General features: G+C 72.6%; 18 protein-coding genes. 5 read left to right on the top strand and 13 right to left on the bottom strand.

What is annotated here, in order from left to right; genetic code table 11:
- The first annotated feature begins 60 nt into the window (after nt 1-60).
- Both ACWC2T_RS21495 and ACWC2T_RS21490 read left to right on the top strand, forming a co-directional pair.
- Complete coding sequence (locus ACWC2T_RS21495) at nt 61-1,653, top strand: AMP-binding protein (protein WP_450671943.1); 1,593 nt, start codon at nt 61-63, stop codon at nt 1,651-1,653.
- A 15-nt stretch (nt 1,654-1,668) separates the two neighbouring features.
- Nucleotides 1,669-2,481 carry a PaaX family transcriptional regulator gene (locus tag ACWC2T_RS21490; RefSeq protein WP_450671942.1) on the top strand — a complete coding sequence of 271 codons (813 nt, stop codon included), beginning with the start codon at nt 1,669-1,671 and terminating at the stop codon, nt 2,479-2,481.
- A gap of 60 nt (nt 2,482-2,541) precedes the next feature.
- Here ACWC2T_RS21490 and ACWC2T_RS21485 read toward each other — a convergent pair whose 3' ends face one another.
- Together ACWC2T_RS21485 and ACWC2T_RS21480 are read right to left on the bottom strand one after the other, a co-directional pair.
- Entirely contained in the window at nt 2,542-4,806 is a 2,265-nt protein-coding gene (locus ACWC2T_RS21485) for a bifunctional salicylyl-CoA 5-hydroxylase/oxidoreductase (protein WP_450671941.1), read from the bottom strand.
- Between the two features lie 6 nt (nt 4,807-4,812).
- A complete protein-coding gene (locus tag ACWC2T_RS21480; RefSeq protein ID WP_450671940.1) occupies nt 4,813-5,640 on the bottom strand; it encodes an enoyl-CoA hydratase family protein in 828 nt (275 codons plus the stop codon).
- 296 nt (nt 5,641-5,936) lie between these two features.
- On the opposite strand from ACWC2T_RS21480, the gene ACWC2T_RS21475 reads away from it, so the two are divergent.
- Nucleotides 5,937-6,392: an ATP-binding protein gene (locus ACWC2T_RS21475; RefSeq protein ID WP_450671939.1), complete on the top strand. Its 456-nt coding sequence runs from the start codon at nt 5,937-5,939 to the stop codon at nt 6,390-6,392.
- Here the strand turns inward: ACWC2T_RS21475 and ACWC2T_RS21470 are convergent.
- The 7 genes from ACWC2T_RS21470 to ACWC2T_RS21440 form a co-directional block, all read right to left on the bottom strand.
- Nucleotides 6,349-7,800, bottom strand: coding sequence for an amino acid permease (locus tag ACWC2T_RS21470; RefSeq protein WP_450671938.1), 1,452 nt, complete (start codon nt 7,798-7,800; stop codon nt 6,349-6,351). The genes ACWC2T_RS21475 and ACWC2T_RS21470 overlap by 44 nt on opposite strands.
- Before the next feature lie 126 nt (nt 7,801-7,926).
- Nucleotides 7,927-8,937, bottom strand: a complete 1,011-nt coding sequence (gene argF, locus ACWC2T_RS21465) for an ornithine carbamoyltransferase (RefSeq protein WP_450671937.1) — start codon at nt 8,935-8,937, stop codon at nt 7,927-7,929.
- A gap of 61 nt (nt 8,938-8,998) precedes the next feature.
- Nucleotides 8,999-10,222 carry an arginine deiminase gene (locus ACWC2T_RS21460; RefSeq protein WP_450671936.1) on the bottom strand — a complete coding sequence of 408 codons (1,224 nt, stop codon included), beginning with the start codon at nt 10,220-10,222 and terminating at the stop codon, nt 8,999-9,001.
- A gap of 111 nt (nt 10,223-10,333) precedes the next feature.
- The gene (locus ACWC2T_RS21455; RefSeq protein ID WP_450671935.1) at nt 10,334-10,828 is read right to left on the bottom strand and encodes a DUF5825 family protein; all 495 of its coding nucleotides are present in this window, start codon (nt 10,826-10,828) and stop codon (nt 10,334-10,336) included.
- A 160-nt stretch (nt 10,829-10,988) separates the two neighbouring features.
- Nucleotides 10,989-13,571, bottom strand: coding sequence for a polynucleotide kinase-phosphatase (locus ACWC2T_RS21450; RefSeq protein WP_450671934.1), 2,583 nt, complete (start codon nt 13,569-13,571; stop codon nt 10,989-10,991).
- Complete coding sequence (locus ACWC2T_RS21445; protein ID WP_450671933.1) at nt 13,568-15,031, bottom strand: 3' terminal RNA ribose 2'-O-methyltransferase Hen1; 1,464 nt, start codon at nt 15,029-15,031, stop codon at nt 13,568-13,570. The genes ACWC2T_RS21450 and ACWC2T_RS21445 overlap by 4 nt, the downstream gene beginning before the upstream one ends.
- Before the next feature lie 233 nt (nt 15,032-15,264).
- Nucleotides 15,265-16,188, bottom strand: coding sequence for an LLM class F420-dependent oxidoreductase (locus ACWC2T_RS21440; protein WP_450671932.1), 924 nt, complete (start codon nt 16,186-16,188; stop codon nt 15,265-15,267).
- A gap of 183 nt (nt 16,189-16,371) precedes the next feature.
- Between ACWC2T_RS21440 and ACWC2T_RS21435 the strand changes: the two genes are divergently transcribed.
- The gene (locus ACWC2T_RS21435; protein ID WP_450671931.1) at nt 16,372-16,518 is read left to right on the top strand and encodes a hypothetical protein; all 147 of its coding nucleotides are present in this window, start codon (nt 16,372-16,374) and stop codon (nt 16,516-16,518) included.
- A gap of 91 nt (nt 16,519-16,609) precedes the next feature.
- Here ACWC2T_RS21435 and ACWC2T_RS21430 read toward each other — a convergent pair whose 3' ends face one another.
- From ACWC2T_RS21430 to ACWC2T_RS21415, 4 genes are all read right to left on the bottom strand, one after another.
- Entirely contained in the window at nt 16,610-17,101 is a 492-nt protein-coding gene (locus tag ACWC2T_RS21430; protein ID WP_450671930.1) for a DUF6099 family protein, read from the bottom strand.
- A 167-nt stretch (nt 17,102-17,268) separates the two neighbouring features.
- On the bottom strand, nt 17,269-17,637 hold the full coding sequence (locus tag ACWC2T_RS21425; RefSeq protein ID WP_450671929.1) for a nucleotide pyrophosphohydrolase: 369 nt from the start codon (nt 17,635-17,637) through the stop codon (nt 17,269-17,271).
- Nucleotides 17,634-18,830 carry an ATP-binding protein gene (locus tag ACWC2T_RS21420; RefSeq protein WP_450671928.1) on the bottom strand — a complete coding sequence of 399 codons (1,197 nt, stop codon included), beginning with the start codon at nt 18,828-18,830 and terminating at the stop codon, nt 17,634-17,636. Before ACWC2T_RS21420 ends, ACWC2T_RS21425 begins: the two co-directional genes overlap by 4 nt.
- 256 nt (nt 18,831-19,086) lie before the next feature.
- A complete protein-coding gene (locus ACWC2T_RS21415) occupies nt 19,087-19,506 on the bottom strand; it encodes a cell division protein SepF (RefSeq protein WP_351208919.1) in 420 nt (139 codons plus the stop codon).
- Nucleotides 19,507-19,712: 206 nt separating this feature from the next.
- On the opposite strand from ACWC2T_RS21415, the gene ACWC2T_RS21410 reads away from it, so the two are divergent.
- Nucleotides 19,713-21,473: a hypothetical protein gene (locus ACWC2T_RS21410; RefSeq protein ID WP_450671927.1), complete on the top strand. Its 1,761-nt coding sequence runs from the start codon at nt 19,713-19,715 to the stop codon at nt 21,471-21,473.
- Nucleotides 21,474-21,494 lie beyond the last annotated feature (21 nt).

Below are 21,494 nucleotides of genomic sequence, written 5' to 3'. Positions count from 1 at the left end.
ACGCCGGTGCCCACCACGACGCCCGTCTCGACGTTTGTCACGGCAAGGGGGCGAACCGCCATGCATCGCTCGGCCCACGTCGACACCTTCGCGCGCGACCATCTGCCGCCGCCGGACGAGTGGCCCGAGCTGCGGTTCGACCTGCCGGAGCTGCAGTACCCCGATCGGCTGAACTGCGCCGCCGAACTCCTCGACCACGCCGGGGCGGACCGCCCGGTCTTCCACACCCCTGACGGCCCCACCTGGACGTACGGCGAACTGCGCGCGCACGTGGACCGGATCGCGCACGTGCTCACCGGCGACCTCGCCGTGGTCCCCGGCAACCGGGTGCTGCTGCGCGGCCCCACCACGCCCTGGCTCGCCGCCTGCTGGCTGGCCGTGCTGAAGGCGGGCGCGGTGGCCGTCACCGTGCTGGACCGCCAGCGCCCGCACGAGCTGGCCACCATGTGCGAGATCGCCCTGGTCCGGCACGCGCTGTGCGACATCCGGTCGGTGGAGGACCTGGCGAAGGCCGACATACCCGGGCTGCGGATCACGACGTACGGCGGTGACGGTCCCGACGACCTCCTGCGCCGCCCCGGGCCAGGCACGCCGTACCCGGCGGTCGACACCGCGGCCGACGACGTGGCCCTGATCGCGTTCACCTCGGGCACCACGGGTCGCCCGAAAGGGTGCATGCACTTCCACCGGGACGTGCTGGCGATCGCGGACACCTTCTCGCGGCATGTGCTGCGCCCGCGCCCGGACGACGTCTTCACCGGCTCTCCCCCACTCGGCTTCACCTTCGGCCTCGGCGGCCTGGTGGTCTTCCCGATGCGGGCCGGCGCCAGCTCCCTGCTCCTGGAACAGGCGGGCCCCCGCCAACTGCTCCCGGCGATCGCCGAGCACCGCGTCTCGGTGCTGTTCACCGCCCCGACCGCCTACCGGGCCATGCTGGAGCGGCTCGACGGGTACGACGTCACCTCGCTGCGGCGCTGTGTGTCGGCCGGCGAGAACCTGCCCGCGGCCACCTGGCGGGCCTGGCACGAGCGCACCGGCCTGCGCCTCATCAACGGCATCGGCGCGACCGAACTGCTGCACATCTTCGTCTCCGCGGCCGACGAGCGGATCAGGCCGGGCACCACGGGCGTGCCGGTGCCGGGCTGGCAGGCGCGGGTGCAGGACGCGCACGGCACGCCGGTGCCGGACGGCGAGCCCGGACTGCTCGCGGTGCGCGGCCCGGTCGGCTGCCGCTACCTCGCCGACCCGCGCCAGCGCGCCTATGTGCGCGACGGCTGGAACATCACCGGTGACACCTATGTCCGGGAGCCCGACGGCTGGTTCCGCTATGTGGCCCGCGCCGACGACATGATCATCTCCGCCGGGTACAACATCGCCGGGCCGGAGGTGGAGGACGCGCTGCTGCGGCACCCGGACGTGGTGGAGACGGCCGTCGTGGGCCGCCCGGACGAGGCCCGCGGACAGGTGGTGGTCGCCTACACCGTGCTGCGCGAGGGCGCCCGGCGCGACCCGGAAGCCCTGCGCGCGTTCGTCAGGTCCGAACTGGCCCCCTACAAGTGCCCGCGTGAGTTCGTCTTCCTCGACGCGCTCCCGCGCACCGCCACCGGCAAGCTGCAGCGCTTCCGGCTGCGCACCGAAGGTGACCGGCAGTGATGCCGACGACCTAAAATGATCAACGTGTCCGAGCAGCACGCCCCCAGGTCCCTCATCGTCACGCTCTACGGCGCGTACGGCCGCTTCATGCCCGGCCCGGTGCCCGTCGCCGAGCTGATCCGGCTCCTGGCCGCGGTCGGCGTGGACGCGCCCTCCGTCCGTTCCTCGGTGTCCCGGCTCAAACGGCGCGGTCTGCTGCTGCCGGCCCGCACGGAGTCCGGCGCGGCCGGGTACGAACTCTCGCCGGAGGCTCGGCAGTTGCTGGAGGACGGCGACCGCCGGATCTACGCCGGCGCACCACCGCGGGACGAGGGCTGGGTGCTCGCGGTGTTCTCGGTCCCCGAGTCGGAACGGCAGAAGCGGCATGTGCTGCGCTCCCGGCTGGCGGGCCTGGGCTTCGGCACCGCCGCCCCCGGCGTGTGGATCGCCCCGGCCCGGCTGCACGAGGAGACACGGCACACGCTCGTGCGGCTGCACCTGGACCCGTACGTGGACCTGTTCCGCGGCGAGCACCTGGGCTTCGCGCCGACGGCCGAGGCGGTCGCCCGCTGGTGGGACCTGGCCGCGATCGCCAAGGAGCACGAGCGCTTCCTGGACGCGCACGCCCCGGTGCTGCACGCCTGGGAACGCCGTCCGGCCACCCCGCCCGAGGAGGCCTACCGCGACTACCTCCTCGCCCTCGACTCCTGGCGCCACCTGCCGTACACCGACCCCGGCCTGCCCGCACACCTGCTCCCCGCGGGCTGGCCGGGCGTGCGCTCGGCGGAGGTCTTCCGCGCGCTGCACGAGCGCCTGCGGGACGCGGGCGCGGTGTTCGCGGGGGTGTGACCGGCCGCTCCCCCGGTGAGGGCCGCGGCCGCACCGCGGCACCGTCCCGGACCGGCTCGCTCAGGTGAGCGACAGCCGTGGCTTGGGGGCGTCCGTGCGGCCGGTCTGCGGGCGTCGGCTGCCCGCCCGGTAGGGCGCCGGCCAGGCGGCGCCCGGGCCCTCGTAGCCCTGCTCGGCGGCCGCGTGCAGGGTCCAGTGCGGGTCGTACAGGTGCGGACGGCCCAGCGCGCACAGGTCCGTACGCCCCGCCAGGATCAGGGAGTTGACGTCGTCCCAGGAGGAGATCGCGCCGACCGCGATCACCGGGACGCCCGCCTCGTGCCGGATGCGGTCGGCGAACGGCGTCTGGTACGACCGCCCGTACTCCGGCCGCTCCTCGGCCACGACCTGCCCGGTGGAGACGTCGATCGCGTCGGCCCCGTGGGCGGCGAAGGCGCGGGCGATCTCCACCGCGTCCTCGGCGGTGGTGCCGCCCTCGGCCCAGTCCGTGGCCGAGATGCGGACCGTCATGGGCCGCTCGGCCGGCCACACCGCGCGTACGGCGTCGAAGACCTCCAGCGGGAACCTCAGCCGTCGCTCCGGCGAGCCGCCGTAGGCGTCGGTGCGCCGGTTGGTGAGCGGGGAGAGGAAGCCGGAGAGGAGGTAGCCGTGGGCGCAGTGCAGTTCGAGCAGGTCGAACCCGGCCCGGGCGGCCCGCCAGGCGGCGGCGGTGAACTGCTCGCGGATGTCGGTGAGCTGGGCCCGGGAGAGCTGCCGCGGGGTCTGGCTGCCCGGCTTGTACGGCAGCGGGGAGGCCGCGACCAGTGGCCAGTTGCCGCGGGGCAGCGGCTCGTCCATGCCCTCCCACATCAGCTTCGTGGACCCCTTGCGGCCGGCGTGGCCGAGCTGTACGCCGATCGCGGTGCCGGGTGCCTGGCTGTGCACGAAGTCGGTCACGCGCCGCCACGCCTCGGCCTGCCGGCCGGTGTAGAGGCCGGCGCAGCCCGGCGTGATGCGGCCCTCCTCGCTCACGCACACCATCTCGGTCATGACCAGACCGGCCCCGCCGAGGGCGCGGGCGCCGAGGTGGACGAGGTGGAAGTCGCCGGGGACGCCGTCGGTGGCGGAGTACATGTCCATCGGCGACACCACGACCCGGTTGCGCAGGGTCAGACCGCGCAGCCGGAAGGGGGTGAACATCGGGGGTGTGCCGGGCGGGCAGCCGAACTCGCGCTCGACCGCCTCGGTGAAGCGGGCGTCGCGGAGCCGGAGGTTGTCGTGGGTGACGCGGCGGCTGCGGGTGAGCAGGTTGAAGGCGAAGCGGCGGGGCGGCTGGTCGAGGTACAGCCCCAGGTTCTCGAACCACTCCAGGCTCGCCCGGGCGGCCCGCTGGGTGGAGGCGACGACGGGTTTGCGCTCCTCCTCGTAGGCCGCCAGCGCGGTCGGCACATCCGGCTGTTCCCGGAGGCAGGCGGCCAGGGCCAGCGCGTCCTCGACGGCGAGCTTGGTGCCGGAGCCGATGGAGAAGTGGGCGGTGTGGGCGGCGTCGCCGAGGAGGGCGACGTTGCCGTGGGACCAGCGGTCGTTGACCACCGTGCGGAAGGTGGTCCACACCGAGTTGTTGGAGTGCAGGGGGCGGCCGCGCAGCGCTTCCGCGAAGATCTTGGCGCAGCGCTCGATGGACTCGTGGGTGTCGAGTTCGTCGAATCCCGCCGCCCGCCACACCTCCTCGCGCATCTCGACGATCACGGTGGAGGCGCCGGCCGCATACGGGTAGCCGTGCAGTTGCATCACGCCGTGCTCGGTCTCGGCGATCTCGAAGCGGAAGGCGTCGAAGGGGAACTCGGCGGCGAGCCAGATGTACCGGCAGCGGTGTTCGGTGATCCGGGGCCGGAAGGTCCGGGCGTAGGCCTCGCGGGTGGCGCTGTGCACGCCGTCGGCGGCGATGACGAGGTCGTGGGTCGTGGAGAGTTCGTCCGGAGGCGGGGCCTCGGTGCCGAACCGGATGGTCACGCCGAGGGAGCGGCAGCGCTCGTGCAGGATCTTCAGCAGGGTCCGCCGGCGCACCGCCGCGAATCCGTGTCCCGTGGAGGTCTGGTGGGCGCCCCGGTGCACGATGTCGATGTCGTCCCACCGGACGAAACGCCGCTGCAGTGCCTGGTACACCACGGGGTCGGCGTGTTCGATGCCGCCCAGGGTCTCGTCGGAGAGGACGACCCCGAAGCCGAAGGTCTCCTCCGGGGCGTTGCGCTCCCAGACGGTGACGTCACGGCTGGGATCGAGCCGCTTGAGGAGTGCCGCCGCGTACAGGCCACCGGGGCCGCCGCCGATGATCGCCACGCGCATGGCGGCTCACCTCCCCCGCCACTTCGGCGGGCGCTTCTCCGTGAAGGCCGCGTGGAACTCGGCGTAGTCCTCGCCGTTCATCAGCAACGCCTGGGTCGAGGCGTCCAGTTCGATCGCGGCCGCCAGGGGCATGTCCAGCTCGGCCGTCAGCAGCGCCTTCGTCTGGGCGTAGGCCAGTGCCGGGCCGTCGGCCAGCCGGCGGGCCAGCGCATGCGCCGCCTCGTCGGCCCGGCCCTCGTCCGTCAGCTCGCTGATCAGGCCGATGCGCTCGGCCTCGGGTGCCCGGACCGGTTCGCCCAGCATGAGCAGCCGGGTGGCGTGGCCGAGTCCGACGACGCGGGGCAGCAGGTAGGCCGCGCCCATGTCGCCGCCGGACAGGCCGACGCGGGTGAAGAGGAAGGCGAAGCGAGCGGTCGGGTCCGCGACGCGGAAGTCGGCCGCCAGCGCCAGGACCGCTCCCGCGCCGGCCGCCACCCCGTGCACCGCGGCGATCACGGGGAAGGGGCACTCCCTGATCGCCCGTACCACCTGGCCGGTCATCCGGTTGAAGTCGAGCAGCCGGGCGGTGTCCATGCCGAGGGTGGCGCCGATGATCTCGTCGACGTCGCCGCCGGAGCAGAAGCCACGCCCCTCGCCGGCCAGCACCAGGGCGCGTACGGCGCGCTCCCGGGACAGCTCGGCCAGCAGGTCGCGCAGGTCGGCGTAGGCGCCGAAGGTGAGCGCGTTGAGCTTCTCGGGACGGTCGAGGGTGACGGTGGCGACGCCGTCGGCGAGCTGGAGGCGCAGATGCTCCCAGTCGCGGGTGCGGGCGGCGGAGCCGGTGAAGGGACTCATGACGTGCGGCCTCCTAGGGCGGCGGTGCCGTACGTTGCGCTGTCCCATGAAGTTATCACCTGTTTGTGACTGCCGTCACGAGTACGCGACAGGGTCCGGCCGTTCGGCCGAGTCCGGTCACGTGCGTCACCGGTCCGCGACAGAGCCGTAACAGTGGGCACGGGCGGGCGAGGCGGGCCGTTCGCCGGGGTAAGCCGCCCGGTACCGGGGCCGAGGGTCCCGGGCGAAGCCCGCCGACGGTCGGAAGCGGCCGGGCCCGTACCATTCCTACAGTCGAAAGCAGGACAGCCTGCTCCATGAACGGACTCGCCTTGCACGAACGCCCCACCGAACCGGCCTCCTGGCGCATCGCGCTGCCGCACACCGCCGCGGCGGTGCCCGTGGCCCGTGCCCTGGTGCGCACGGCCCTGGCGGAGGTGGAGCACCTGGCCGACAGCGACACCGCGGAGCTGCTCACGGCGGAGCTGGTGGCCAACGCGGTGGAGCACACCGCCGGGCGCGGCCCGATCGAGCTGGTGGTGGAGCTGTTGCCGAGCGGCTGCCAGGTCGAGGTCCACGACCCGGACCCGGCGCCGCCCGGCCATCTGACCCGGCCGGTGATCGAGGAGCCCGACGTCTGGCAGGAGGGCGGGCGCGGGCTGCTGCTGATCCGCGCCCTCAGCTCGTCCTGCGGTCACCGCCCCACCCCGTCGGGCAAGGCGGTGTGGTTCAGACTGCCTGTGGTTCCCGCTCAGCGGCGGCGCTCGGCGTGACGTCGGGGACGGCCGTCCGCGCCAGCGTGGAGTGCCGGCGGCCGTAGACGAGGTAGAGGACCAGGCCCACCGCGAGGAACACGGCGAACTGGATCCAGGTCTGCCAGCCGGTCTCGTACATCAGGTACAGGCAGAAGGCGACGCCGAGCAGCGGGCCCACCGGGTAGAGCGGCACCCGGAAGCTGCGGGTGAGACCCGGTTCGCGGCGGCGCAGGGCGATCACCGCGATGTTGACGACGGCCATGATGGCGAGCGTGCCGATGGTGCACAGGTTCATCACGGCGTCGAGCGAGGCGAAGGCCGCCGGGAGCGCGAAGACGACCGCGACGATCAGCGTGCCCGCGACCGGCGTGGAGGTCTTCGGGTTCACCTTCTCGAAGACGCGCGGGATCAGGCCGTCGCGGGACATCGACATCAGGATGCGGGTCTGGCCGTACATCACCGCGAGGACGACCGAGGCGATGGCGACGACCGCGCCGAAGGCGATCACACCGCCGCCGACGGTCGAGCCGGTGACCTCGTTGACGACGTAGGAGAGGGCCGCGGGGCGGCCGGCGACCTGCTTGCCGCCGATGGCGCCGATCGCGGCGAGTGCGACCGCGCAGTACAGCAGGGTCACGATGCCCATGCAGACCATGATCGCGACCGGGATGTCCCGGCGCGGGTTCTTCGCCTCCTCGCCGGCGGTGGTGATCGCGTCGAAGCCGATGTAGGAGAAGAAGGCGGCGGTGGTGCCCGCGCCGATGCCGCCGAGGCCGGCCGGGGAGAACGGGGTGAGGTTGCCGTGCTTGAAGGCGCTGTAGCCGATCACGCAGAAGGCCAGCAGGATGACGAGCTTGACCGCGGCCATGGCGGCCGTCGCCCGGGCGCTCTCGCGCACGCCGCGCACCAGCAGCACGGAGGCCATGGCGATGACGATCACGGCGGGGAGGTTGATGATCCCGCCGTCGCCGGGGCCCGCGGACAGCGCGGCCGGGAGCTGGACGCCGGTGAGGCTGTGCAGCAGCTCGTTGACGTACTGGCTCCAGCCGACGGCGACCGCCGAGATGGAGATGCCGTACTCCAGCAGCAGGCACCAGCCGACCAGGAAGGCGGTGGACTCGCCGAGGCCGGCGTAGGCGAAGGAGTACGACGAGCCGGAGACCGGGATCGCGCCGCCCAGCTCCGCGAAGGAGAAGGCGGTGAAGACGCAGGTGATCGCGGCGAGCACGAACGAGACGACGACGGCCGGACCGGCCTGGGCAACGGAGTCGGAGAGGCCGACGAAGATGCCGGTGCCGACAATGGCGCCGACGCCGAAGCAGATGAGCTGGAAGAGGCCCATGGTGCGCTTGAGGCCGTGGCCCTCGCGGTCGGCGCCGGATTCGGCGACGAGCAGGTGCGGGGACTTGATGCGGGGAGCGGGCATTGCGGGTGGTGCTCGTTTCTGAGTGGTGCGGGCGACCGGGGGTGTTCGGTCGCGGCGACGGCGACGGAAGGGGGTGGTTCCGGGCCGCCGGTCAGGATAAGGCCTGGTCGGGACGGTGGACCAGGGTCAGCGGGCGAGTGTGGCGACCAGCACCGCCTTGATGGTGTGCATCCGGTTCTCCGCCTCGTCGAAGACGAGAGAGTGCGCCGACTCGAAGACCTCGTCGGTGACCTCGAGCGAGTCCAGGCCGTACGTCTCGTGGATCTCGCGGCCGACCGCGGTGCCGAGGTCGTGGAAGGCGGGCAGGCAGTGCAGGAACTTCACGTCCGGGTTGCCGGTGGCGCGCAGCACGTCCATGGTCACGGCGTACGGCGTGAGGGCCTTGATCCGCTCGGCCCAGACCTCCTTGGGCTCACCCATGGAGACCCAGACGTCGGTGGCGACGAAGCCGGCGCCGGCGACGCCCTCGGCGATGTCCTCGGTGAGGCTGATCCGGGCGCCGCTGGAGGCGGCCAGCTCCTGGGCGCGGTCGACGATCTCCTGCGCGGGCCAGTAGGCCTTGGGCGCGACGATCCGTACGTCCATGCCGAGCAGGGCGCCGGTGACCAGGTAGGAGTTGCCCATGTTGAAGCGGGCGTCACCGAGGTAGGCGAAGCTGATCTCGGTCAGCGGCCCGGCGCTGTGCTCGGTCATGGTGAGCACGTCGGCGAGCATCTGCGTGGGGTGCCAGTCGTCGGTGAGGCCGTTGTAGACGGGCACGCCGGCGTACGCCGCCAGCTCCTCGACCTTGGCCTGGCTGTCGCCGCGGTACTCGATGCCGTCGTACATCCGGCCCAGCACCCGCGCGGTGTCCTTCACGGACTCCTTGTGGCCGATCTGCGAGCCGGACGGGTCCAGGTAGGTCGTGTGGGCGCCCTGGTCGGCGGCGGCGACCTCGAACGCGCAGCGGGTGCGCGTCGAGGTCTTCTCGAAGATCAACGCGATGTTCCGGCCGCGCAGGTACTGCGTCTCGGTCCCCGCCTTCCTGGCGGCCTTCAGCTCGGCCGCCAGCTCGAGAAGGCCGCGGAACTCCGCCTCGGTGAAGTCCAGCTCCTTGAGGAAGTGGCGCCCGGCGAGGGCGGACGGGACGGTCGCCATGGGGGCGCTCCAGACGTACGACTGCGGATGACACTGGAAGTCTATACGACCATCCACATTTCTATACAGCGTCTCGCTCCACGGGGCAGCTCATGCAGCGCGGCCCGCCCCGGCCCCGGCCCAGCTCGCTGCCCGGGATCTCGATCACCTCGATGCCCTGTTTGCGCAGATGGGTGTTGGTGGTCGAGTTGCGCTCGTAGGCGACGACCACCCCGGGCTCGACGGCGAGCACGTTGCAGCCGTCGTCCCACTGCTCGCGTTCCGCGGCGTGCACGTCCTGGGTGGCGGTCAGCACCCGGATCTCGCCGAGGCCGAGGGCGGCGGCGATCGCGCGGTGCATGTGCTCCGGCGGATGGTCGGTGACCTTCAGCTCCTTCTCACCGACCCCCGGCTCGATGGTGTACGAGCGCAGCATGCCGAGCCCCGCGTACTGGGTGAAGGTGTCGCCGTCGACCATGGTCATCACGGTGTCGAGGTGCATGAACGCGCGCCGCTTGGGCATGTCCAGCGCAACGATGGTGCGCGCCGAGCCCGCCGCGAACAGCTTGTACGCCAGCATCTCCACGGCCTGCGGGGTGGTGCGCTCGCTCATGCCGACGAGGACGGCCCCGTTGCCGATCACCAGGACGTCGCCGCCCTCGATGGTGGAGGGGTGATCGGCCTGTCCCTGGGACCAGATGTTGAACGTCTCGTCGCGGAACAGCGGGTGGTGGCGGTAGATCGCCTCGAAGTGAACCGTCTCCCGCTGCCGTGCGGGCAGCCGCATGGCGTTGATCGCGACCCCGTCGTAGATCCAGGCGGAGGTGTCGCGGGTGAAGAGGTGGTTGGGCAGGGGGGCGAGAAGGAAGTCGTCGAGGTCCATCACATGGAAGCGGACGGAGGTCGGCTCCGCGTGCGCCTGGAGGAACTCCCGCTTGGTCATGCCGCCCACCAGCGCCTCGGCGAGCTCGCGTGCGGGCAGGGACGCGAAGGCGGCGCGCAGGTGGTCGGCGGCGAGGGGGCCGTACTCCTTCTCGTGGAAGACCCGGTCGAGGACGAGGGCGCGGGCCTCGGGGAACTGAAGGGTCTCGGTGAGCAGGTCGCCGAAGAGGTGGACGGCGACCCCGCGGTCGCGCAGGACGTCGGCGAACCCGTCGTGCTCGGCGCGCGCCCGGCGCACCCACAGCACGTCGTCGAAGAGCAGGGCGTCCTTGTTGCTGGGGGTGAGCCTTTTGAGCTCCAGGTCGGGCCGGTGCAGGATCACGCGGCGCAGCCGCCCGGCCTCGGAGTCGACGTGGTATGCCATGCCTCCATCCTGGCCGCCCCCGCCCGTCTTCACGCCCTTGTCGACCGTTTCCGACCCTTCCTGTTTTCGTCCTTACGACGAGAAGTGCTCCTCCGGTGACGGCCGGGACGGTCAGATCGCGGTGCAGGGCACCGGCCAGCGCCGGATGCGCGGGGGCAGGGCCACCGCCCAGCCGCCGGCGGCCGGCACCAGCCGCTCGGCGGCGAGGCGCCCGACGGCCTCCCGGTCGACCTCGTCGAGCCGGGCCGGCTCCTGGAGGCGGAGGAAGGCGGCGAGGAGACCGGGGTGGTCGAGGGTGAGCCGTACGGCCGTCCCCGGCGCCGCCCGCCGGTCGAGGACGGTCACGAACCCGGGCCCGCGCCGATGATAGAGGCTGCCGTAGGCGTATCGGGCCCTCCAGGCGACCAACTCACCCGTGTCACCGGGCAGTTCGGTCGGCGGGGGCAGATGGTGCAGCAGTCCGGTGTCGTACGACGGCCGGCCCACGGCCCGCCAGGTCACCTGACGGCCGTCGCTCTGGCACTCACGCGGGAAGCGCACCGCGTCCGCCGTCGCCCGGCCGGTGCCGCTCAGGTCCAGCGGCACGGCGGCGGACGGCGCGCTCATCCGGCACCCTCCGGCAGCCGGACCGGCTCGCCCCAGGTCGGCAGGGACACCTAGGAGGCTCCGTCACGGAACAACAAGCCCAGCTCGTGCGACACAAGGGTGTTCCGTGTCGTGCGACACAAGGCTGTTCCGTGACGGGCGGGTGCCTGCGCCGGCCGGGCTACAGGCGTGGGTCGACCGGCTCCGACTCCAGGGCCAGCACCCCGAACACCGCCTCGTGCACCCGCCACAGCGGCTCCCCGTCCGCGAGCCGGTCCAAGGCCTCCAGGCCGAGGGCGTACTCGCGCAGGGCGAGGGACCGCTTGTGGTTCAGGAAGCGCCGCCTGAGCCTCGCCAGGTTGTCCGGCCGGGTGTACTCGGGGCCGTAGATGATCCGCAGGTACTCCCGGCCCCGGCACTTGATGCCGGGCTGCACCAGCCGGCCGTCCCGGTTCCGGACCAGCGCGCCGACCGGCTTGACGACCATGCCCTCACCGCCGCGGCCGGTCATCTCCAGCCACCAGTCGACACCCGCCCGCACCGACTCCGGCTCGCCGGTGTCGACGTACAGCCGCCGGGTGGTCTGCAGCAGTCCGGTGCCGTCGTGCTCCACCAGCCGGTCGATCAGGGCCAGTTGCTCGTCGTGCGGCAGCGCGGCGAGGCTGCGGCCCTGGACGGCCAGCAGCTGGAAGGGCGCCAGGCGTACGCCGTCCAGGCCGTCCGTGGTCCAGCAGTAGCGGCGGTAGGCGGCGGTGAACGCGGCCGCGTCGGCGGCGCGGTCCCGCTGCCGGTCCAGCAGGCCGTTCACGTCCGTGCCCCGCGCGGCGGCGGCCTCCAGGGCGGCCAGCGCGCCCGGGAACACCGCACCGGACGCGGCGCCGACGGCCGCGTACTGGCTGCGCAGCAGCCCGGAGGCCTTCAGCGACCAGGGCATCAGCTCGGCGTCCAGCAGCAGCCAGTCGGTGGCCAGTTCGTCCCAGAGGCCGGCGGCCTCGATCGCCGAGCGCAGCCGACCGAGGATCTCCTCGGTCACCTGCTCGTCGTCGAAGAACGGCCGCCCGGTACGGGTGTAGAGGGACCCGGTGGGACCGTCCACGCCGAAGCGCTTGCGTGCCGCCTCCGCGTCCCGGCACACCAGGGCCACGGCCCGCGAGCCCATGTGCTTCTCCTCGCACACGACCCGCTCGACGCCGTCCGCCGCGTACTGCGCGAAGGCCTCGGCCGGGTGCTCCAGGAAGTGTCCATCAGCGGCTCCGCCACGGGCCTCGACCTGCGAGGTCGCCGTCGGTGCCATGGTCGGCGGCAGGTACGGCAGCAGGCGCGGGTCGGTCGCGAAGCGGCTCATGACCTCCAGGGCCGCCGCCGCGTTCTCCTCGCGGACCGCCACCATGCCGGCGTGCCGGGTCTCCACGGCCCTGCGGCCGTACACGTCCGCCAGGTCCAGCGGCCGGCCGTCCTGTCCGCCCGGCGCTTCGGAGCGCAGCGGCTTCGTCGGCTCGTACCAGACCCGCTCGGCCGGCACGTCCACCAGCTCGCGCTCCGGCCAGCGCAGCGCGGTCAGCTTGCCGCCGAAGACGGCTCCGGTGTCCAGGCAGATGGTGTTGTTGAGCCAGGTCGCCTCGGGGACCGGAGTGTGGCCGTAGACCACCGCCGCGCGACCCCGGTAGTCCTCCGCCCACGGGTAGCGCACCGGCAGACCGAACTCGTCGGTCTCGCCCGTGGTGTCGCCGTACAGGGCGTGCGAGCGGACCCGGCCGGAGGTGCGGCCGTGGTACTTCTCGGGCAGCCCGGCGTGGCAGACGACCAGCCTGCCGCCGTCGAGGACGTAATGGCTGACGAGTCCCGCCAGGAACTGCCGGACCTCGGCCTTGAACTCCTCGCTCTCGCCCTCCATCTGCTCGATGGTCTCGGCGAGCCCGTGGGTGTGCTGGACCTTGCGGCCCGCCAGATAGCGGCCGTACTTGTTCTCGTGGTTGCCGGGCACGCACAGCGCGTTGCCCGTCTCGACCATCGTCATCACCCGGCGCAGCACGCCCGGGGTGTCCGGGCCGCGGTCGACCAGGTCGCCGACGAAGACGGCGGTACGGCCCTCGGGGTGCACACCGTCGGTGTAGCCCAGCTTGGCGAGCAGCGCCTCCAGTTCGGCGGAGCAGCCGTGGATGTCGCCGATGATGTCGAAGGGGCCGGTGAGGTGGGTGAGGTCGTTGAAGCGCTTCTCGGTGACGACGGTGGCGTGCTCCGCCTCCTCGACGCCGCGCAGCACGTGCACCTTGCGGAAGCCCTCGCGCTCCAGGTGGCGCAGGGACCGGCGCAGCTCGCGGATGTGCCGCTGGATGACCCGCCGGGGCATGTCGGCGCGGTCGGTTCGGGCCGCGTTGCGCTCGGCGCACACCTCCTCCGGCATGTCCAGCACGATGGCGATCGGCAGCACGTCGTACTGCCTGGCCAGGTCGATCAGCTGGCGCCGGGCGTCCTGCTGCACGCTGGTGGCGTCCACGACGGTGCGGCGGCCGGCGGCCAGCCGCTTGCCGGCGATGTAGTGCAGGACGTCGAAGGCGTCCCGGGTGGCGCCCTGGTCGTTCTCGTCGTCGGAGACGAGACCGCGGCAGAAGTCCGAGGAGATCACCTCGGTCGGCTTGAAGTGCCGGCGGGCGAAGGTGGACTTGCCGGAGCCGGAGGCGCCGACGAGGACGACGAGCGAGAGGTCGGTGACGGGGAGGACCCGGCCCTCGTGCTGTGGTGCGTTCTCCGTTGCCTCGGTCATGCCGCCTTCGCCTCCTTCTCGGTCCTGATCGCGAACAGTGCCATCTGGGTGGGCGGGCCCACCTCGGGGTCGTCCGGTCCGACGGGCGCGAACTCCACGTCGTAGCCGTGCCGTTCGGCCACCGCCTGCGCCCAGCCGCGGAACTCCTCCCGGGTCCACTCGAAGCGGTGGTCGCCGTGCCGGGCGTGTCCGGCGGGCAGGGTCTCCCAGCGGACGTTGTACTCGACGTTGGGGGTGGTCACGAGGACCGTGCGCGGGCGGGCGTGGCCGAACACGGCGTACTCCAGGGCGGGCAGCCGGGGCAGGTCGAGGTGCTCGATCACCTCGCTGAGCACGGCGGCGTCATAGCCCTTGAGCCGGTTGTCGGTGTAGGCGAGCGAGCCCTGCACCAGCTTGACGCGGGACGCCTGCCGCTCCCCCATGCGGTCCAGCTTCAGCCGGCGGGCGGCGATGGTGAGCGCCCGCACGGACACGTCGAGCCCGACGATCTCGGTGAACCGCACGTCCTTCAGCAGCTCCCGCACCAGCTCGCCCTGTCCGCACCCGAGGTCGAGGACCCGGCCGGCGCCGGACGCGCGCAGCGCCTCGATGATCGCGTCCCGGCGCTGTACGGCGAGCGGCGTCGGCTTCTGCTCCGTCCCGGTCTCCTCCTCGACCGCGTTGTCGATCTCCTCGACCTCGCTGTCGTCGGCCTCGGCCAGCCGCACCAGCTCCAGCCGCTCCATCGCCTGCCGGGTCAGCGACCAGCGGCGGGAGAGGTACCGGCTGGTGATCAGCTTCTGCTCCGGGTGGGCGGGCAGCCAGCCCTCGCCGGCCCGCAGCAGCTTGTCGACCTCGTCGGAGGAGACCCAGTAGTGCTTGGCGTCGTCGAGGACCGGCAGCAGGACGTACAGATGGCGCAGCGCCTCGGCGAGGGTCAGCGTCTGCGACTCCAGGACCAGGCGGACGTACCGCGAGTCGCCCCACTGCGGGAACTCGGTGTCGAGCGGGACCGGCTCGGCGGTCACGGTCCAGCCGAGCGGCTCGAACAGCCGTCGTACGAGGTCCGGGCCGCCGCGGGCGGGCAGCGCCGGTACCTCGATGTGCAGCGGCAGCGGGGTGGCGGCCCGCTCGGGGCGGGCGGCGCACACGCCGCGCAGGGCGCTGGAGAACACGCCGCTCAGCGCGACCGCGAGCAGCGAGGAGGCGGCATAGGGGCGGTCGTTGACGTACTGCGCGAGCGCGGCGTCGGGGGCTCCGCCGCGGCCCTTGCCCCTGCCCCGGCGGACCAGCGCGAGCGTGTCGATCTCCAGCAGCAGCGCGGCCGTGCAGCGCCGGTCGTCCGCCTCGGGGTAGAAGACGTGCGCCGTGCCGTAGGACGTGGAGAACTTCTGCGCCTTGTCGGGGTGCTTGTGCAGCAGGTACCCGAGGTCGGTGGCCGGGTGGGCGGCGTCGCCGCGCGTGGAGATCGTCAGGAACACGTGTCCGAGTCTTCCGCCTGGCACGCCCGCCGACCACCGGTTTTCTCAGGTTGCGCGGGGGCCGCCGCCGTGGACCACGGCGGCGGCCTCCCACCCCGGGAGGGCCTCGTGTGAAGCCGGACTCGGCGGGGCGGCTCTCGCAGGCACGGCAGCGGACGAGGCATGCGGTCGACTGCCCGTCCGAGTCGAGCGCGGCGGGAAACTCCCGTCGGCGGCCCGTGGCCCGGGCGGTGTTACGACAGCTGCGACTGGACCTGGGTGGAGATCAGCTCCAGGTGGTCCAGGTCGTCGAGGTCCAGGATCTGCAGATAGATCCGCCGGGAGCCGATCGCGGCGTAGCGGCCGATCTTGTCGACGACCTCGGCGGGCGAGCCTGCCAGGCCGTTGGACTTGAGCTCGTCCACCTCGCGGCCGATCGCGGCGGCGCGGCGGGCGACCTCCCGGTCGTCCCGGCCGACGCAGACCACGAGCGCGTTGGAGTACGTCAGCGCGTCCGCGCCCCGGCCGGCCTCCTCGGCGGCGGCACGCACCCGGCCGAACTGCCGCTCGCTGTCCTCGATCGAGGCGAACGGGATGTTGAACTCGTCGGCGTACCGGGCGGCGAGCCGCGGCGTACGGGTCGCGCCGTGCCCACCGACGAGCACCGGGACCTTCCGCTGGGCCGGCTTGGGCAGCGCGGGCGAGTCGGTCAGGTCGTAGTACGTGCCGTGGAAGTCGAAGGTCTTGCCGGTCTCGGTCGCCCACAGCCCGGTGACGATCGCGAGCTGCTCCTCCAGCCGCGCGAACTTCTCCTTCGGGAACGGGATGCCGTATGCCCGGTGCTCCTCCTCGAACCAGCCGGCGCCGAGGCCGAGTTCCACCCGGCCGCCGGACATCTGGTCGACCTGGGCGACCTGGATGGCGAGCACGCCGGGCAGGCGGAAGGTGCCGGCCGTCATCAGCGTGCCGAGGCGGATGCGCCTGGTCTCGCGGGCCAGTCCGGCGAGCGTGATCCAGGCGTCCGTGGGACCGGGCAGGCCGTCGACACTGCCCATGCGCAGGTAGTGGTCGCTGCGGAAGAAGGCGTCGAACCCTAGGTCCTCGGTGGCCTTCGCCACGGTGAGCAAGGTGTCGTAGGTGGCCCCCTGCTGGGGCTCGGTGAAGATTCGAAGGTCCATACATCCATCCTGCACGCCGCAGACCACGTCAACCTCGCCGGTACCGCCCGGCACGACCGTCCCCGGTCGGGTGAAATTCGCTCGCCGGGCGCGTCGGTGCCGCGCGGGCCGGTGACCGGCCCCGGTGGTGATCGTTGGGCGGTCGGAGCCGGACCGTCCGGCGCCGGCGCCGAGGAGGCCGTCATGTGCGAAGAGAGTGGCTGCGCCGGTCAGCCGAAAGGGCTGCTGGAACAGATGGAAGAGCTGATGGCGACGTTGAACGCGGATCTGTCGGAGTGGGCGGACCTGCAGGGCGGACAGGGCCCCGCCGAGGACGCCGAGCTGGGCTGAGCCGCGGTCCTGGGGGCTCCTCCCTCGGACCCACGTCGGCCCGAACGGCCTCGTCCTCACCCACCGGACGGGCTGGTTCGGCCGCCCGTGTCTACAAGGCGCCCGACGGGCTGTTCTCGCTGCCGTCCTCCTGTAAAGCCTCCTCCCGCGCGGCCAGCTTGCGCAGCATCTCCAGGACGCGGTCGCGGGACTCGTCGGCCGCGTCGATGGCCTCCATGCACTGCCAGTACGTCGTCTCGTCGTCGGCCGCGCTGGCCAGGCCGACCAGGGCCATGCCGACCTCGCCGAGCAGGCCCCCGAGGCAGAGCAGGGTCTCGCGGGCGTCGGCCAGCTCGGTGAGCTGGGCGGCGCGCAGGTCGCCCAGGTCCAGCTCGGGCGGGTCCAGGACGCCGCAGCCCCGGCCCGCCAGTTCGGTCAGGCCGAGCGCCTCGCCGCGCAGTTCGGGCGGGCCGGAGACCGCGAGCCGGCTGCCGATCGCCTGGGCCAGGGCCTGCGCCTGCCACACCTCCGCCATGGTCTCGGCCGCGTCGGCACCGCACGCCAGCGCACGCCTGCTCGCGAGGATGAGCCGTATCGCATCCATGCGTCGCCCCCGTCCTTCCGCGTGCTTCCTCGCACGCCCCGCTTGAACTCTCTTGTCCACTACCCAGAGTGAAGGCGCTTGGGGCGAAAAGCCAGAGGTAGACGGAAATCTGTGGACAACAATTCGGATTCGACAGGCGGTTCAACTCCGGAGAGTGATAGCGGAGTTCAACCTTCCGGCAGTTGGGGGCGCTCGGACCCGTCCTGCGCCCCCGGGGCCGGGAAGCGCCGTTCGTTGCGGTCGATCTTGGCGGCCAGCGCGGCCAGTGGGTCGACGCCGAGGACGTCGCAGAACTGCAGCAGATACGCGAGGACATCGGCGACCTCGTCGGTGACCCGGTGCGCGGTGTCCGGGTCGTCCATCACCCGGGCGGACTCCTGCGGGGTCAACCACTGGAAGACCTCGACCAGTTCGGAGGCCTCCACGCTGAGCGCGGCGACGAGGTTCTTGGGGGTGTGGTAGGGCTGCCAGTTCCGCGCGGCCGCGAACTCGGCGAGCCTGCGCTGGAGTCGGGCCAGGTCGAGGGGTTGTGTCACGCGTCCAGGTGTACCACTGTGACGCCCTCGGTCCCGGCGGCCCACGAGGCGTCGCTCACCGCGCCCACGCACCGGATGTGCCCGCGCTCGCCCATCCGGGCGGCCGTCCGCAGCAGTTCCCGGCGCTGGGACGGGTCGAGGCCGCGGTCGAAGCCGTCGGCGAGGACGGTGAGGGTGCGCAGGGCGTCGGGCACCTCGCCCGGGGCGTCCACGTCCAGGACGCCGGGGCCGGTCAGCAGCACCAGCGTCAGCGCCAGATAGCGCAGTTCGCCGTCGCCGAGCCGGGCGAGTTCGGTGCGCGGGCCGTCGCCGCGGTCGAGCAGCGCCCGTACCGTCCCGTCCGGCAGCGGCTCCGCGAGGAGATCGGTCACCGGACCCGCACAGCCCGCGCGCAGTGCGTCGACCAGCAGGCCGTGCCGGCGGCCGCATTCCGCGCGGGTGCGCCACAGCACGTCGGCGAGGTTGTCGCAGCCGGACAGCAGCCGGCCGGAACCGGTGGGCACGGGGGCGCGCATGTGCTCGGGGCGGGGGTCGCAGGGGAAGACGGAGCGCAGGGCGACCACCATCTGCTCGGCCGCGGCGAGCACACGGCGCTGCCCGTCGGTCTTGCCCGCCACGCGCAGCGGCAGCAGGGCGGTGCCGAGGCGGTCGTCGGGGAGCGGGGCACGGGTCACCGGGGCGGAGCCCGCGGTGTGCCAGGCGGCCTGGACGGTACGGCGTCCGGGATCGCGCAGCGCGGTCTGGAGCAGGACGACCCCGCCCGCGGTCAGCCGCTCCCCCACGATCCTGAGGTCGGGTTCGGCCTGTACGGCGACGTCGAGCCGGACCGGCCCCTCGGCGCCGTCGGCCGTGCAGCCGATCCGGAAGCCGCGCCGCCCTCCGGCATCGGGTCGGGCCCGCTGCGGCACACAGGCCACCGGGTCCGGGAACACCTCGACGAGCGAGGCGCCACCACCTAGCCGAGCCAGCGCCTCGTACGCGGTGAGCGCGGTCGTCTTCCCCGTTCCGCTGGGCCCGGCGAGCAAGGTGACGGGCCCCAGCGGGAACCCGGCCCGCCGGTGCCCGGCGAAGGCCGACAGCCGCAGCTCGGTGATCCGGGCCCGCACATCGGGGCAGCGCCGGGACTGTGCGGGGACGGTCCCGGCGGGCGCGTCGGCGGCGGGGGGATCGGCGGAGAGGGAGGGCACGGCCATGTCCGGACCGTAGAACCCGGCCTTCCTGCCGAACCGTTTCCCGCCCGGCACCTTCCTACGAACGAGCGGTCGCCCAGGCACAAACGGGACCGGGGACACCCGGTCGGGTGACAACACCGTCGCCCCGGCGAGCACGCCCCCGCGCGACACTCCGTGGTCTTGGGCGGCCTTCCGCGGCCGTACGCCGCCACCCTGGACACCATGAACCGAGCCGCCCCGAGCACCCCGCTCAACCGCCGAAGGCAGAGGCAGGTGTTCAGCCGCCCGATGCCCCCACGCCCTCCATCAGTCCGCTGACCTCGGTGCCGGGAGGGGTGAGAAGAAACACGTTGCGGTCGACGCGGTGCATTCCGCTGCCCAGGCCGAAGACCACGCCCGTGCTGAAGTCGAGGACGCGCTTGGCGACCTCGGTCTCCGCGCCGGTCAGGTCGAGCAGGACCGGCGCGCCGGCCATCAGGGTCTCGGCGACTTCCCGGGCGTCGGCGAAGACGTTGACGCGCAGGACGACGAACCGGCGCCGCGTCTCGGTCTCGGCGTCCGGCAGCGAGCGGTGGTTCACCGCGGACGGCCAGGCGTCCCGGCCCCGCAGCGGCACGACCTGGGCGAGCCCCTCCCACTGTTCATCGGTGACGTCGTAGCGGCTCACCGGCTCCCCCCGACCTGACTCGCATTCCATGCCTGCACCAGCCAATTCTTACGCCAAGTCACCCGTTCGGCCCAACAGCGACACACTGCGCGACCGATCCGATGACACTCCGATGACACACGGCCGGGAGCAACCCGCGCCACCTGTACGAATACATCCGCTTCTTACCTCGCTCACACCATTCTCTTGACTCCTGGCCACATGTCGCTCATCCGCCCCCGATAGCGTCCGGTCCCGTGCACTTGGCAGAAACACAGCAGGTGACAGCCGGCCGGCGGACGCAGTCGGCGGTGTCCGCCGTACCGGTCGCCCGCGCGGAGCTCCATGAGCCACCCGCGCAGTGGCATCGCGTACTGACGCTGCTCGCCGACGTCAGCCTGTTCATCGGCACCCGCGAGGTGTGGACGCAGGCGGCCACGCACAAGCTGGTCCTCGCGGGGATCATCTCCGTCTGCTACGCCTCGATCCTGGTGACCGGCGTGCTCACGCTGACGGTCCGCCGGGCGCGTTCACTGGCCCGCCTCGACCTCGTCGTGCTGGTGACCGCGATCGCGCTCACCCTGTGCACCTGGGCGCTGAACCACGCGGGCGGCGACGAGGCGGTCCTGACCACGCAGGCCGCGAAGCAGATCGTCGGCGGACACCAGGTGTACGACCAGCCGTGGCCCTGGCTCTTCCACATCAAGGGCGTCGCCCTGACGGCGACGACGACCGGCGGCTACGACTTCACGTACGGCTATCCCCCGCTGGCGCCGCTGCTCACCGCGCCCTTCCTGTGGCTCGGCCACGCCGGGGCACCGGCGACGCTGGCGGTGACGGTCGTACTGATCGCGGGCACCGTGGTGCTGTGGCGGCTGCTGCCGACGCCGTGGCGGTCGGCGGCCACGATGGTCTGCCTGGGCTTCAGCTTCCTGCCGATGTACGCCCGGCAGGGCTACCCGGCGATCGTCGGCCTGGTCCTGCTGGTGCCGGTGGTGGTGCGCTGGCCGCGGTTCGGCGCCGGGGGCCGGCTGGGTCCCGCCGGGATCGCGCGGGCCGCGTGCATCGGCGCGGCGTGCGCGGCGCAGCAGCTCCCCTGGTTCGTCACCCCGTTCCTGCTGGCCGGGATCTACGCCGTGCGCCGCGGCGAGCTCGGCGGGCGCGAGGCCGCGCGGGTGGTGCTGCGGATCGCCGGGATCGCGGTCCTTACCTGGCTGTTGATCAACGCTTACTTCATCGTGAGCGAACCGGGCCCGTGGCTGGCGGGCATCGCCCTGCCGCTGACCCAGGGTGCGGTGCTGCACGGTCAGGGGCTGGTCGACATCTCCCTGTACTTCACCCACGGCAGCGACCGGCTCGACTGGTACGGCCACGCGAGCATGCTGCTCGCCGCGGCCCTGCTGGCGCTGTTCGTGCTGTTCGTACGGCGGCTGGGCCCGGCCGCGACCGTGCTGCCCTGGTGCGCCTTCTACCTGGCGACGCGGTCCCAGGACGGCTACTACCTGATGTACACGCCGCTGTGGCTGGCCGCGGCGATCACCGTGCCCCTGTCCGAGTTCAGGAACGCCTGGCAGCCGCGGCCCCGGTGGCTGACCGGTCCGCGCCGCCGGCCGGCCCTGGTCGGCGCGGTCGTCCTGCTGATCACGCCCGCACTGGTGAGCGCGACCCTGGCGGTGACGGGGAAGCCGCCGCTGAGCATGGACATCAAGGCGGCCCGGCACGGCTCGAACGGCACCGTCTCGGCGCTGACCGTGAAGGTGACCAACACCGGAAGCAGCGCGCTCACCCCGCACTACATGCTGACGAACGGCCAGGGCATGAGCCGGTACTGGTCACTCGCGCACGGCCCGGCCACGATCGCCGCACACGGCACGGCGACCATCGAGCTGCGGGCACCCAAGGACGGCTTCCCGTTGCCCACGAAGAACGCGCACGTCCGGCTGCGCGCCTTCACGGCGACCCCGCAGACCCTCTCCACCAAGGACGTGAGCCGGGCCGAGCTGGGCCTCAAGGGCTGAACAGGCGGCTCACGCCCCGGT

Source organism: Streptomyces sp. NPDC001393 (genome assembly GCF_053597455.1).
Note: the sequence above shows the minus strand (reverse complement) of the source record. Positions and strands in the feature narration are given on the sequence as shown.